Source organism: Mycobacterium sp. 050128 (assembly GCF_036409155.1).
Lineage (GTDB): Bacteria > Actinomycetota > Actinomycetes > Mycobacteriales > Mycobacteriaceae > Mycobacterium.
In genome coordinates this window covers 353568-367218 of the sequence record NZ_JAZGLW010000003.1, presented here as the reverse complement: position 1 = coordinate 367218, position 13651 = coordinate 353568, and the positions used below count along the sequence as shown (strand labels likewise).

General features: G+C 66.8%; 10 protein-coding genes. 6 read left to right on the top strand and 4 right to left on the bottom strand.

The window, feature by feature from the left end:
• The first annotated feature begins 14 nt into the window (after nucleotides 1–14).
• From SKC41_RS22490 to malQ, 4 genes are all read left to right on the top strand, one after another.
• Nucleotides 15–746, top strand: a complete 732-nt coding sequence (locus SKC41_RS22490) for a DUF3329 domain-containing protein (RefSeq protein WP_442931752.1) — start codon at nucleotides 15–17, stop codon at nucleotides 744–746.
• Nucleotides 747–762: 16 nt separating this feature from the next.
• Nucleotides 763–1530 carry a mannan-binding family protein gene (locus tag SKC41_RS22485; RefSeq protein WP_330979878.1) on the top strand — a complete coding sequence of 256 codons (768 nt, stop codon included), beginning with the start codon at nucleotides 763–765 and terminating at the stop codon, nucleotides 1528–1530.
• Between the two features lie 81 nt (nucleotides 1531–1611).
• Entirely contained in the window at nucleotides 1612–2511 is a 900-nt protein-coding gene (locus tag SKC41_RS22480) for a class I SAM-dependent methyltransferase (protein ID WP_330979877.1), read from the top strand.
• Between the two features lie 64 nt (nucleotides 2512–2575).
• Complete coding sequence (gene malQ, locus SKC41_RS22475; RefSeq protein ID WP_330980094.1) at nucleotides 2576–4540, top strand: 4-alpha-glucanotransferase; 1965 nt, start codon at nucleotides 2576–2578, stop codon at nucleotides 4538–4540.
• A gap of 13 nt (nucleotides 4541–4553) precedes the next feature.
• On the opposite strand, the gene SKC41_RS22470 is transcribed toward malQ, so the two are convergent.
• Both SKC41_RS22470 and metH read right to left on the bottom strand, forming a co-directional pair.
• Nucleotides 4554–4835 (bottom strand): hypothetical protein, encoded by a 282-nt coding sequence (locus SKC41_RS22470; RefSeq protein ID WP_330979876.1) that lies wholly within the window; start codon nucleotides 4833–4835, stop codon nucleotides 4554–4556.
• Between the two features lie 53 nt (nucleotides 4836–4888).
• The gene (metH, locus tag SKC41_RS22465) at nucleotides 4889–8659 is read right to left on the bottom strand and encodes a methionine synthase (RefSeq protein WP_330979875.1); all 3771 of its coding nucleotides are present in this window, start codon (nucleotides 8657–8659) and stop codon (nucleotides 4889–4891) included.
• A gap of 355 nt (nucleotides 8660–9014) precedes the next feature.
• Here metH and SKC41_RS22460 point away from each other — a divergent pair, with 355 nt between their 5' ends.
• Complete coding sequence (locus SKC41_RS22460) at nucleotides 9015–9902, top strand: PAC2 family protein (protein ID WP_330979874.1); 888 nt, start codon at nucleotides 9015–9017, stop codon at nucleotides 9900–9902.
• A 135-nt stretch (nucleotides 9903–10037) separates the two neighbouring features.
• The gene (locus tag SKC41_RS22455) at nucleotides 10038–11468 is read left to right on the top strand and encodes an amino acid permease (RefSeq protein ID WP_330979873.1); all 1431 of its coding nucleotides are present in this window, start codon (nucleotides 10038–10040) and stop codon (nucleotides 11466–11468) included.
• Between the two features lie 7 nt (nucleotides 11469–11475).
• Here SKC41_RS22455 and SKC41_RS22450 read toward each other — a convergent pair whose 3' ends face one another.
• Complete coding sequence (locus SKC41_RS22450) at nucleotides 11476–12357, bottom strand: SDR family oxidoreductase (RefSeq protein ID WP_330979872.1); 882 nt, start codon at nucleotides 12355–12357, stop codon at nucleotides 11476–11478.
• 25 nt (nucleotides 12358–12382) lie between these two features.
• Nucleotides 12383–13627: a cysteine--1-D-myo-inosityl 2-amino-2-deoxy-alpha-D-glucopyranoside ligase gene (mshC, locus tag SKC41_RS22445; protein WP_330979871.1), complete on the bottom strand. Its 1245-nt coding sequence runs from the start codon at nucleotides 13625–13627 to the stop codon at nucleotides 12383–12385.
• Nucleotides 13628–13651: the final 24 nt, after the last annotated feature.

Below are 13651 nucleotides of genomic sequence, written 5' to 3'. Positions count from 1 at the left end.
CTCTGACAGAGGAGTTGATTGTGACCGCCACATCCGAGAAAGTTGCCGACGCCGAAATGCCCCAAGCGCCAAGCCCAGAACCCGAAGACGTCGAGGGCGCCGACGTCAAAGACGAGGACGTCGAGGACGTCGAGGACACCGGCGTCAAAGACGCTGACGCTGAGGACGTCAAGGACAGCGAAGCGGCCGACGAGGCCGACGAGGACATCCCGTTCGGGCGCAAGGCCAAGAAGGACAAAGGCGACAAGACCCCGCTGCGCAATCGGCCCTGGGGGCGCTATCTGCGCCGCAGCGCACTGCCGCTGTTACTCATTGCCTCGCTTGCGGTTAACGGCTTGCTCGGCTGGAAGCTGTGGCAAGAGCATCAGGTGAAGGAGGCGGGCCAGCAGGCTCAACAGGCCGCGATCACCTACGCACAGGTGCTGACGAGCATCGACTCCAACAAGGTCGACGAGAACTTCCGGCAGGTACTCGACGGCGCGACCGGCGAGTTCAAAGACATGTACACCCAATCCAGCGTGCAACTTCGGCAGCTGCTGATCGACAACAAGGCGAGCGCCCACGGCGTGGTGGTGGATTCGGCGATTCAGTCCGCATCCACGAATAAGGTTGTGGTGCTTGTCTTTATCGACCAAACCGTGGCAAATTCGCAGTCGCCCGATCCACGCATCGACCGCAGCCGGATCAAGATGACGATGGAGAAGGTCGACGGCCGCTGGCGGGCCAGCAAAGTCCAGCTCCTCTGAGCCGGTGAGACACGCCATGCTGAAGAGACTGAGCGCAACACTTCTGTTGCTCGCCGCGACGGCGCTTCCCGGTGCGGCCATCGCGCGGGCCTCGGCACCGTCGTTCTGCGGTGAGCTCGGCGGCGACTGGGACGGCCAGTACTGCCACACCACGGTGACCTCGGAACGCAATGCCGTCCGTGACATCAAGGTCGCGCTGCCCGGCGAGCTGATCGACAACCCCGTCACCAGTGGTGTGGTGCGCGACTATCTGCACACCCTGGTCAACAACTGGCGAAACGCCAACACGCACATGGCCGCCGACAGCTATGGCGAGGAGAACTACGAGATCTTTCGGCACGCCAACCTGCTCAGCGCGGTGTTCCACGAGGACTACCACGCCGACGGGCCCAAGCCGAACAATGCCTACCGAACCTTCACGTTCGACATGGCCAGCGGCCGGCGGCTGCAGCTGTCGGATGTGACGACGTCGAATCCGCTGACCGCGATCCCGCCGCTGGCGCAGCCCTTCATCGAAACCGCGCTCAATCAGGCACCGCCGCCGCACGATCCGGGGACCTACCCTTTCATCGCCGACCGCTGGACACCAGACAAGGTGTACTCCGGCGCATACAAGGCGTGGGCGCTGACCCCCGACGAGTTGATCATCTACATGCCGGACTATCCCGTCGGCCACGACGAGCCGATCAACTTCTCCCCCGGCCTGCCGCAGTGGTACATGGACGGCGGCACCGTGCAGGCACACATCCCGCTCTCGGCGTTGGCGCCGGTCCTGCGCATCTAGTCGGCGGCCCCGCCGGTCCCCGCGTACAGTGGCGGTGGTTAAGTCACCTAACTAACGCTGAGGCACCGCGGAGGAACACCCATGGCCCGCACCGAGAACGACACCTGGGATCTGGCGTCCAGCGTCGGCGCGACCGCGACGGCGGTCGCGACGCAGCGCGCGATGGCGTCGCAGGGGCCGGACGCGCGGCTCAACGACCCGTGGGCCGATCCCCTGGTGCGCGCCGTGGGCAGCGACACCTTCATCAAGCTGATCGACGGAAAGCTCGGCGACACCGACGATCCGGTGATGAACCGGCAGGCCGTGATCGAGCAGATCACCGTGCGCACCCGGTACTTCGACGAGTTTTTCCTGCAAGCCACCGACGCGGGCGTGCGGCAGGCCGTGATTCTGGCGTCCGGCCTGGACACCCGGGCCTACCGGCTGCCGTGGCCGGCTGACACCGTGGTCTACGAGATCGACCAACCGGGCGTGATCGACTTCAAGACCCGCACGCTGGCCGACCTGGGTGCACAGCCGCCCGCCGAACGCCGCACCGTCGCGATCGATCTGCGCGAGGACTGGCCCGCCGCGCTCGTCGACGCCGGACTGGACACCTCCAAGCCGACCGCGTGGAGTGCCGAAGGCCTGCTGGTCTACTTGCCACCCGAGGCGCAGGACCGGTTGTTCGACAACGTCGCGGCGCTGTCGGCGCCGGGCAGCAGGATCGCCTGCGAGCACATGGATTTCCGCAACATCCCCGCGGATTGGGCCGATAAGCTCACCGAGAGGTCGCGGCGCATTGGTTCGAAGATCAATCTGGCCGAGTTGTTTTACACCGGTGATCGCAACGCCGCCGGTGAGTACCTCGCCGATCGCGGTTGGCAGGTCGACATCACCACGACCGAGCAGGCCTTCGCCGCCAACGGTTTTCAGGTGCCGCAGGACGAGCTGGCCTCGTTCGGCGGGGCATCCGGTTACCTGACGGCCGTGCTGGGCTGACACGCCCGGCCGGAGCGGTCCGTGTAAGCGGAGCGCACGCGGGTACACCCCGGTCGTGTCTCCGGTGCCCGACGATCTACGTAAACTCGCCAAAGCCCATGGGGTGGCGACCTTTTACCGCAATGAACGACGCGAACCGGTCGAGGTCGACCCCGAGGTCGTGGTCAAAGTCCTTTCGCTGCTCGAGGTGGATGCCGCGACCGATGCGGATCGGCGTCGGGAGTTGGACAAGCTGGCCGACTGCGAAGCAGTCCTCGCGCCCACCGTCGCCGTCCGGGTCGGCGGCCGAACCCAGCCGTTTCCCGGTGCGGTGGGATTGGTCAGTGAGGACGGCGCCGAAAGCAACCTGCGCGACGAATTACCAGCCGATCTGTCCCCGGGCTGGTACCGCCTGCATACCCGCGACGGCCAGGAGACGACCCTGGTGGCGGCCCCGCCCCAGGTGCCACAGACACCGGCGACCTGGGGATGGATGCTGCAGCTCTACGCGCTGCGTTCCGGACGCTCCTGGGGCATCGGCGATTTGGCAGATCTGCGCGAGTTCATCGAGTGGACCGCTGCCGAGCACGGCGCGGGCGCGGTCTTGCTCAACCCGCTGAATGCGCCCGGGCCGACGCACCCGGTGCAGCCCTCGCCCTACACGCCGTCCAGCAGACGATTCGCCAATCCGCTGGCGCTGCGCATCGAGGATCTCGATGCGTACCGTCGGGCCGACCCGGCGACGCGCACGGAGGTGGATGCGCTGCGTGTCGCACCCGATACCGAGCGCGTCGACCATGATCTCGTGTGGGTCGCCAAGCGCGGCGCGCTGGAATTGCTGTGGCGCGCCCAAGGCCGGCCTAACCCCCTGGACGAGCCGGGGGCGTCCACCGCGCTGCGCGATTGGGCCACGTATTGCGCACTTGCCGAGCGGCACGGTGGTCGCTGGCCGCAATGGCCCGAACCCCTACGAGATGTCAACGGCCCTGCCGTGACCGCGGCCCGCACGGAGCTGGCGCCCCGGGTCGCCTTCCACGCATGGGTCCAGCAGCGCTGCGCGGAGCAGCTCGGCGCAGTGCGCAACACCGCACGCGATGCGGGCATGGCGCTGGGCGTTCTGCACGACCTGCCGGTGGGAGTCGACTCGGACGGCGCCGACGCATGGGCACTGGCCGACATGCTGGCCACCGGGGTCCACGTCGGTGTACCTCCGGACAACTTCACCCCGCGCGGCCAAGACTGGGGATTGCCGCCGTGGCGCCCAGACCGGCTCGCCGAGACCGGATACGCCGCGTTTCGAGACATGTTGTGCGCCACACTGGTTCACGCCGACGGCTTACGGATCGACCATGTCGCGGGCTTGTGGCGGCTGTGGTGGATCCCGCCCGGCGACACCCCCGACCGAGGCACCTACGTGCACTACGACGCCGATGTCATGCTCGCGGTACTGGCGTTGGAAGCCCACCGGGCGGGTGCCACCGTCGTCGGCGAGGACCTGGGCACCGTCGAAGCGGAAGTCACCGAGGCGCTGGGCGCCAACGGCATGCTGGGCTGCGCCGTGTCCTGGTTCACCCGCGACGAATCCGAGCCCGACCAACCGTTGCTGCCAGCATCGAAATGGCCGACGCGGGTGGCCGCCAGCCTCTCCACACACGACTTGCCCACCGCGACGGGTTTTCTGCGGGGTGAACATGTGCGCGTGCGTGCGGAACTCGACCTTCTCAAGGACGTGCCGGCCGAACAATCCGCGGCCGACAAGGAAAAAGCGGAGTGGCTGGCGTTGTTACGTGCCGAAGGGCTATTGCCGGCCGATCCGGACGAGGCCACGATCATCTCGGCCATGCATCGCTTCTTGGCGGCAACCCCGAGCCGGTTGAAGCTGATCTCGCCGTACGACATCGTCGCCGAGCCGCGCCAGCCCAACTTGCCCGGCACCATCGACGAATACCCCAATTGGCGGCTACCGCTGCCGAAGACGCTCGAGCAGCTGCGGGTCGACCCACGAGTCGCCGAGATCGCCGCCGTTTTTCAGGCTGCCGCCGAAAGCTGAACCGCCGAGATTTTCAGTTCGCCTGACGGCGACGCAGGTCGATCGAGATCACGTCGGCAATGTGCTCGCTTTGCACACGCTGGTGCTGATCGTCCGCGGCCGTCGTCTTGCGGTGGGCGGACCAGCGCACGCTTCCCGCCAATTCGTTGTAGTCCCAGGCCAAATCGCCGACTTCGCGGTTGACTCGGCCGACCGCGGTGGACAGCGCTCCCACGATGCGCCGGACATGCAGGACCGTGACGTTCACGGCCGCCACGGCAATATCGGCGATGCGGTTCAACTCTCGCTCCAGCACGAACACCCCTCCCCTGAATGCCCCCTTGAGCTTAATCGTTGAAGTACCCGGCCTCAGTCCTCCGGGTTGTAGCCGAGGTTGGGGCCGAGCCAGCGCTCGGCTTCGGCCAGGGTCCAGCCCTTGCGCTTGGCATAGTCGGCGACCTGGTCCTGGGCCAACCGGCCGATCACGAAATACTGCGACTGCGGGTGTGAGAAATACCAGCCGCTGACGGCGGCACCCGGCCACATCGCCATCGACTCGGTCAGCTCGATGCCGGAGCGCTGCGTGACGTCCAGCAATTCGAAGAGCGTCACCTTCTCGGTGTGCTCCGGGCAAGCCGGGTAGCCGGGGGCCGGACGGATTCCCACGTACTTCTCACCGATGAGTGCCTCGTTGTCCAGCTGCTCGTCCGGCTGGAATCCCCAGAACTCCTTGCGGACCCGCTGGTGCATCCGTTCGGCGAACGCCTCCGCCAGCCGGTCGGCGAGCGACTCCAGCAGGATCGCGCTGTAGTCGTCGTTGGCCGCCTTGAACTCCGCGATCTTCTCACCGCCGCCAAGCCCCGCGGTGACGGCGAATGCGCCGACGTAGTCCCGGAGGCCCGTTTCTTTGGGGGCGATGAAATCACCCAGCGAGCGGTTCGGGATGCCGTCGCGGTGCTCGCCCTGCTGGCGCAGGTTGCGCAACGTGGTCAGCACCTCGGTACGGGTGTCGTCGGTGTAGACCTCGATGTCGTCACCGACCGCGTTGGCCGGGAAGAACCCGATCACCCCGTTGGCCGTCAGCCACTTCTCCTTGATCGCGGTGTCGAGCATCTCCTGGGCGTCGTCGTACAGCTTGCGCGCGGCCTCGCCAGAGGTGGGGTTGTTCAGGATGTCGGGGAATCGGCCCTTCATCTCCCAGGCGTTGAAAAACGGCTGCCAGTCGATGTATTCGCGCAACTCGGCGAGGTCGTAGTCGTGGAAATCCCGGACGCCGAGGCCCTGGGCGGGCACCGGCGGCGTGTAGCCGTCCCAGTCGATCGGCGTCCGGTTCGCGCGGGCCTTCTCCAGCGTCAGCATCGGCCGCTCGTTCTTCTGGGAGTGCCGCTCGCGAAGAGCTGCGTAATCCTTCTCGGTGGCCTCCAGCAGGGCCGGACGCTGCTTGTCGTCGAGCAACGCCGCGGCGACCGGCACCGAGCGGGACGCGTCCTTGACCCACACCACCGGACCCGTCCGGCGCGGCGATATCTTCACGGCCGTGTGAGCCCGCGAGGTGGTCGCGCCACCGATCAGCAGCGGGATCTCGAGGCCCTCACGTTCCATTTCGACGGCGAAGTTGGACATCTCGTCCAGGGAGGGGGTGATCAGTCCGGACAGCCCGATGATGTCGGCGTCGTGCTCCTTGGCCGCGGCCAGGATCTTTTCGGCGGGCACCATCACACCGAGGTCGATCACTTCGAAGTTGTTGCACTGCAAGACGACCCCGACGATGTTCTTGCCGATGTCGTGGACGTCGCCCTTCACGGTCGCCATCACGATGGTGCCGTTGGTGTCCTTCTTCACAGCCTCGCCGGGCAAGGGCTCCGCCTTTTCCGCCTCGATGAACGGCAGCAGGTACGCCACGGCCTTCTTCATCACCCGGGCTGACTTCACCACCTGGGGCAAAAACATCTTGCCCGAGCCGAACAGGTCACCGACGACGTTCATGCCGTCCATCAGCGGACCCTCGATCACCTCGATCGGGCGACCGCCCGCTTCGGCGATCTCGGCCCGCAACTCCTCGGTGTCATCGTCGACGTGAGCGTCGATGCCCTTGACGAGGGCGTGCGTGATCCGCTCGCGGACCGGCAGGCTGCGCCACTCGGCCACCGCCGGGTCCTCAGACTTCTCCGAGCTGTTGAACCGTTCGGCGATCTCCAGCAGCCTCTCGGCCGCATCCTCGCGGCGGTTCAGCACGACATCCTCGATCCGCTCCCGCAGCTCGGGGTCGATCGAGTCGTAGGGCACCAGGGCACCGGCGTTGACGATGCCCATGTCCAGGCCGGCCTTGATGGCGTGGAACAGGAACACCGCGTGGATCGCCTCGCGGACAGGGTTGTTGCCCCGGAACGAGAACGACACGTTCGAGATGCCGCCGGAGATGTGCACCCCGGGCAGGTTCTCCTTGATCCAGGCGCAGGCCTCGATGAAGTCGATCCCGTAGGTCGCGTGCTCCTCGATACCGGTCGCCAGCGCGAAGCAGTTCGGGTCGAAGATGATGTCCTCGGCCGGGAAGCCGACCTCTTCGGTCAGGATCCGGTAGGCGCGCCCACAGATCTCCTTGCGGCGCTCCAGGTTGTCGGCCTGCCCCTGCTCGTCGAAGGCCATCACGACGACGGCCGCGCCGTACTTGCGGCACAGCCGTGCCTCCCGGATGAACTTCTCCTCGCCCTCCTTCATGGAGATCGAGTTGACGATCGGCTTGCCCTGCACGTTCTTCAGGCCCGCCTCGATGACCTCCCACTTGGAGGAGTCGATCATCACCGGGACGCGGCTGATGTCCGGCTCGGCCGCGATCAGCTTGGTGAACCGATCCATCGCGGCGACGCCGTCGATCATGCCCTCGTCCATGTTGATGTCGATGACCTGCGCACCGACCTCGACCTGCTGCAGGGCGACCGACAGTGCGGTGTCGTAGTCCTCGGCCTTGATCAGGTTGCGGAACCGGGCCGAGCCGGTGATGTTGGTGCGCTCGCCGATGTTCACGAACAGGGAGTCGTCGGTGATGTTCAGCGGCTCCAGACCCGACAGCCGGGTGGCCACCGGGATCTGCGGCAGCTCGCGGGGAGTCTTGCCCTCGACGACCTGGGCGATTTCGGCGATGTGCGGCGGCGCCGTTCCGCAGCAGCCACCGACCAGGTTGACCAGGCCGGCCTCGGCGAAGTCGGCGATGTAGCCGGCCTGACGCTCAGGGGACTCGTCGTACTCGCCAAAGGCGTTGGGCAGACCGGCATTCGGGTAGCAGGACACGAAGGTGTCCGCGATCCGCGACACCTCGGCGATGTAGGGCCGCATCTCCGGCGCACCCAGGGCGCAGTTGAGGCCCACCGCGAGCGGCTTCGCGTGCCTGATCGCATTCCAGAATGCCTCGGTGACCTGGCCGGACAGCGTGCGCCCCGAAGCATCGGTGATCGTGCCCGAGATGATCAACGGCCAGCGGCGGCCGCGCTCCTCGAACAGCGTCTCGACGGCGAACACGGCCGCCTTGGCGTTCAACGAGTCGAAGATCGTCTCGACGATCAGCAGGTCGGCGCCCCCGTCGACCAGGCCGTTGGCGGATTCGAGGTAAGCGGCCACGAGCTGGTCGTAGGAGACGTTGCGGGCCCCGGGGTCGTTGACGTCCGGCGAGATCGACGCGGTCCGGGTCGTCGGTCCGATGGCGCCGGCGACGTAGCGGGGTTTCTCCGGGGTGCTGTACTCGTCGGCGGCCTTGCGAGCCAGGGCGGCGCCGGCGTAGTTCAGCTCGTAGCTGAGGTCGGCCATGTCGTAGTCGGAGAGCGAGATCGCGTTCGCGTTGAACGTGTTGGTCTCGAGGATGTCGGCGCCCGCATCGAGGTACTCGCGGTGGATACCCTCGATGATCTGCGGCTGCGTCAGCGTGAGCAGGTCGTTGTTGCCCTGAAGAGCCGTCGGCCACTCGGTGAACCGGTCGCCGCGGTAGCCGGCCTCGTCCGGCCGGTCCCGCTGGATCGCCGTGCCCATCGCGCCGTCGATCACCATGATCCGCTGGCGCAGCGCCGCCGTCAGTTCGTCCGTGCAGTCGGGGCGGATGTTCGGCGCGAAGGCCGTCGTCTCGGCGTCGTTCACGTACGTTCCTTCCATAGCGGAAGGCGTCCTTGACTCTGCCGAGCGTGGCGGTGACCGGCGGGAACCCGGCGAACCGTTGCAACGCCTCTCGACCAGAAAAGTCTACGTCCTCCCCCGACGTCTGGACGCCCAGCTCGACCGGACCACTCGGTGATCGCGGATCGTGTCGGCACAGTAGTAATTACCAATGTTAACCAGTTTGCTGCCAAGCGTATTTCGTGTCGACCGCGTCGAGGAGGCCCATGACGAGGTCGTGTTCGCTGGTAGCAGCCACGCCGCAAGGATAGTCGGCCTAGGCAAATGCCCAGGTGCGCCGGCCGACCGCGCGGCTGGGAGTCGTCGCCGGGCGGGCAGGCCTTAGGCTGATTCTGTGACTCCGCCCGATCGTGGCCCGGAAGCCTCATCGCTGCCCGACCTACACAACACGATTGTTGTGGCGGCGTTCGAGGGCTGGAACGACGCCGGTGACGCGGCCAGCGATGCGCTGGAACACCTCGACGCGATCTGGGAAGCCCACCCGATCGTCGAGATCGACGACGAGGCGTATTACGACTACCAGGTGAACCGCCCGGTCATCCGTCAGGTCGACGGGGTGACCCGCGAACTGGTGTGGCCGGCGATGCGGATCACCCACTGCCGGCCGCCCGGCAGCGACCGCGACATCGTGTTGATGCACGGCGTCGAGCCCAACATGCGCTGGCGCACGTTCTGCGCCGAGCTGGTGGCCATCGCCGACAAACTCAACGTCGACACGGTGGTGATCCTCGGCGCGCTGCTGGCCGACACCCCGCACACGCGGCCGGTCCCGGTATCCGGCGCGGCCTACTCGCCCGAGTCGGCGGAGCGGTTCGGCCTGCAGGAGACCCGCTACGAAGGACCGACCGGGATCGCGGGGGTGTTCCAGGACGCCTGCGTGGCCGCCGGGATCCCGGCGGTGACGTTCTGGGCCGCGGTGCCGCACTACGTGTCGCACCCGCCGAACCCGAAGGCGACGGTGGCGCTGCTGCGCCGTGTCGAAGACGTGCTGGATATCGAGGTTCCGCTGGCCGATATGCCCGCCCAGGCCGAGGAGTGGGAGCTGGCGGTCACCGAGATGGCCACCGAGGACGAGGACTTGGCCGAATACGTGCTGTCGCTGGAGCAACGCGGCGACGCGGAGGTCGATGTGAACGAAGCCCTGGGCAAGATCGACGGCGACGCCCTGGCCGCCGAGTTCGAGCGCTACCTGCGCCGCCGCCGCCCGGGATTCGGGAAGTAATTGACGGTCTTGTCCTGTTGCCGTCGGAGGCCGACTGCGAAAAGATCGCTGGCAAACCAACCGGATTAACCGTCCCCGGTCTTGGCAATTCGGGGCCTTCCCGCAGGTTGGGCGAACGACGACGATTGGACCTCGATGACCGCCCTGCCTGACACGCCTCAACCCGATGTCCCGCCGGCGATTCTCAACGAGGAAGCCGGATATCACAAGGGACTGAAACCTCGCCAGCTGCAGATGATCGCGATCGGCGGCGCGATCGGAACCGGCCTGTTCCTGGGCGCCGGCGGGCGTCTGGCCAACGCCGGGCCCGGGCTGTTCATCGTGTACGGGGTGTGTGGCGTCTTCGTCTTCCTGATTCTGCGCGCGTTGGGCGAGCTGGTGCTGCACCGCCCGTCGTCGGGTTCGTTCGTGTCCTATGCGCGCGAGTTCTTCGGCGAGAAGGCCGCCTACGTCGTGGGCTGGATGTACTTCCTGAACTGGGCGATGACGTCGATCGTCGACACCACCGCGATCGCCACCTACCTGCGCCACTGGACGACGTTCGCGGTTGTCCCCCAATGGGTTCTCGCGCTGGTAGCCCTCGTGGTGGTGTTGTCGATGAACCTGATCTCCGTCGAGTGGTTCGGTGAGCTCGAGTTTTGGGCGGCGCTGATCAAGGTGTTCGCGCTCGTCGCCTTTCTGATCATCGCGCTTGTGTTCCTGGCCGGGCGATTTCAAATCCAGGGGCACGACACCGGGCCCGGCATCTGGTCCGACCATGGCGGCCTGTTCCCGGCCGGCGCGGTGGCACTGTTGGTGACCACCTCAGGGGTCGTATTCGCTTATGCCGCAGTCGAATTGGTGGGTATCGCGGCCGGCGAGACCGCCGAGCCCGAGAAGATCATGCCGCGGGCGATCAACTCGGTGATCGCGCGAGTCGCGGTGTTTTACGTCGGTTCGGTCGCCCTGCTGGGGGTGATGTTGCCCTACACGGCATTCAAGGCCGGCGAGAGCCCGTTCGTCACGTTCTTCTCCAGCATCGGCTTCCACGGTGCCGGCGATTTGATGAACATCGTGGTCCTCACCGCGGCGCTCTCCAGCCTGAACGCGGGACTGTATTCGACGGGCCGCATCATGCACTCCCTCGCGATGAGCGGCAGCGGCCCCCAGTTCGCGAAACGGATGACCAAACGTGGCGTGCCCTTCGGCGGAATCGCGATGACCGCCGTCATCTGTCTTTTCGGCGTCGCGCTCAACGCCTTCAATCCCGGTAAAGCGTTCGAGATCGTGCTGCACAGCGCCTCGCTGGGCATCGTCGCGTCCTGGGCCATGATCGTGTTGTGCCAGCTTCGGTTCTACAAGAAGACCCAGGCCGGGATCCTGGAGCGCCCGCGATTCCAGATGCCGTTCACCCCCTACAGCGGCTACCTCACCTTGGTGTTCTTGGTCTGCGTCGTGGTGCTGATGGCCTTCGATAAACCAGTCGGCATCTTTACCGTTGGCTCGTTACTGGTGATCGGTCCGGCGCTGGTGGTGGGTTGGTTCGTGGTGCGCAAGCGGGTCGCGGCTTCCGCCACGCACTGGTGAGCGGGCGCTAGGGCTGGCCCAACTCCTGGTTGTAGGCGCTGGTGGAACGGCCAAGCGCGGCAACCTCGGCGTCCATCTGGGGCATCAGTTCCGCGGTGGTTCTGCGAATCGGGAGTTCGCCGACGCGGGTGGACAGCACCGGCTTGAGCCAGCGGAACGCGACCACCCAGCCCGGGCAGTAGACCCGGTCCTTGCGGCCCTCGATGCCCTTGACGAAGGCGGTCGCGCAGCTGTCCACGTCGGTGGTCTTGCTCAACGGCCACGGCAGTTTCTTGAGCAGCGTGGTGAACGCGGGCAGGTCGGCCTTGGTGTCGCGCACCAGAGCCGTGTCGATCCACGACATGTGCGCCACCCCGATGCCGACGCCGCGATGAGCGACCTCGAGTCGCAGCGCGTTGGCCAAGTGCTCGTTGCCGGCCTTCGACATGTCGTAGGACGCCATTCCCGGGGCCGCCGCGAACGCCGCGAGAGACGACACGATCAGGAGGTAACCGCGGCGGTCGATCAGCGCGGGCAGCGCCGCGCGCGCGGTGTGAAAGACGCCGAGCAGGTTGACATCCAGCACCCGCTTGAATGCCTCCGGGTCGACCTGCAGCACCGAGCCGTAGCTGGCGATGCCGGCATTGGCCACGGCAACGTCGAGGCCGCCGAAGCGTTGCACCGCGTTGTCGACGACGGCCTGCATGGCGGGCAGGTCACGCACGTCGGCGACGGCCGTCAGCACGTGCTCGTCGCCGCCGAGCTCGGCGGCCAGGGTGTCCAGCGCGGCCCTGTCGAGATCGGTCAGCACGAGTTTGGCGCCCTTGTGACGCAGCCGGCGGGCGACCTCGGCGCCGATTCCCCGGGCACCCCCGGTGATGAGAACGACTTTGCCCTGCACCGATGTCATGGCCGTCAACTACCTTTCACAGCGATTACAGTTCCACGCCGAGCAGCGCATCGATTGCGGTGGCCACTGACTTCGGCGCACCCTCGTCGTGTCCGCCGTACTCGAGTGCGTCTGTGGTCCAACCGTCAAGTGCTGCAATCGCTTTGGGAGTGTCCAGGTCGTCGGCCAGGTACTTGCGCACCCGGGCGATGACGTCGGTGGCGTCCGGGCCGGCGGGCAGCATCGTCGCGGTGCGCCAGCGCTGCAGCCGCGCGGCGGACTCGTCGAGCAGCTGCTGGCTCCAGGACCGGTCCGCGCGGTAGTGCCCGGCCAGCAGGCCGAGCCGAATGGCAGCCGGCGAGGCGCCTTGCGCGCGCAGCACCGACACCAGCACCAGGTTGCCGCGGCTCTTCGACATCTTGTGCCCGTCCCAGCCGATCATCCCGGCATGCACATAGTGCCGGGCGAATCGCCTTTCGCCCCTTACACATTCGGCGTGCGCGGCAGTGAATTCGTGATGCGGGAAGATCAGGTCGCGGCCGCCGCCCTGAATGTCTAGGCCACTGCCGATGCGGCTGAGTGCGATCGCCGCGCACTCGACGTGCCAACCGGGCCGCCCGGCGCCGAACGGTGAAGCCCAGCTGGGCTCCCCGGGCCGCTCGGCCCGCCACAGCAGCGCGTCGAGTTGATCGGTCTTGCCGGCGCGGTCGGGGTCGCCGCCGCGCTCGGCGAACAGCCGCAGCATGGTGTCGCGGTCATAGCCCGACTCGTAGCCGAACTGCGGCGTGGCATCCGCGCGGTAGTAGACGTCCGGATATTCCCCAATTTCCGGGTCGACGACGTACGCGGCCCCCGACGCCAGCATCTTTTCGACGAGCTCCACCACTTCGGGAATGGCTTCGGTCGCGCCGACATACTCGCGCGGCGGCAACACCCGCAGCGCGGCCATGTCCTCGCGGAACAACTGCACCTCGCGATCGCCGAGCTCACGCCAGTCGATGCCGTCGCGCGCGGCCCGCTCGAACAGCGGGTCGTCGACGTCGGTGACGTTCTGCACGTAGTGCACGTCGTGCCCCAGATCCAGCCACAGCCGGTGAATCAGGTCGAACGCGAGATAGGTGGCCGCGTGGCCCAGGTGCGTGGCGTCGTACGGAGTGATCCCGCAGACGTACATGGTTGCGGTCTTCCCGGCCGCCACCGGACGGACCTGGCGGTCGGAGGTGTCGTAAAGCCGTAGCTCCGGGCCGCGTCCGGGCACCACCGGAACCTCTGCGGGAGACCACGACTGCATGCTGTCGACTTTAGGCCCGGTGAC

Excerpts from the sequence above, each read along its gene's own strand:
- SKC41_RS22485 (WP_330979878.1), top strand. The coding sequence starts at position 763 with ATGCTGAAGAGACTGAGCGCAACACTTCTGTTGCTCGCCGCGACGGCG.
- SKC41_RS22480 (WP_330979877.1), top strand. The coding sequence starts at position 1,612 with ATGGCCCGCACCGAGAACGACACCTGGGATCTGGCGTCCAGCGTCGGC.
- metH (WP_330979875.1), bottom strand. The coding sequence starts at position 8,659 with ATGGAAGGAACGTACGTGAACGACGCCGAGACGACGGCCTTCGCGCCG.
- SKC41_RS22455 (WP_330979873.1), top strand. The coding sequence starts at position 10,038 with ATGACCGCCCTGCCTGACACGCCTCAACCCGATGTCCCGCCGGCGATT.
- SKC41_RS22450 (WP_330979872.1), bottom strand. The coding sequence starts at position 12,357 with ATGACATCGGTGCAGGGCAAAGTCGTTCTCATCACCGGGGGTGCCCGG.
- mshC (WP_330979871.1), bottom strand. The coding sequence starts at position 13,627 with ATGCAGTCGTGGTCTCCCGCAGAGGTTCCGGTGGTGCCCGGACGCGGC.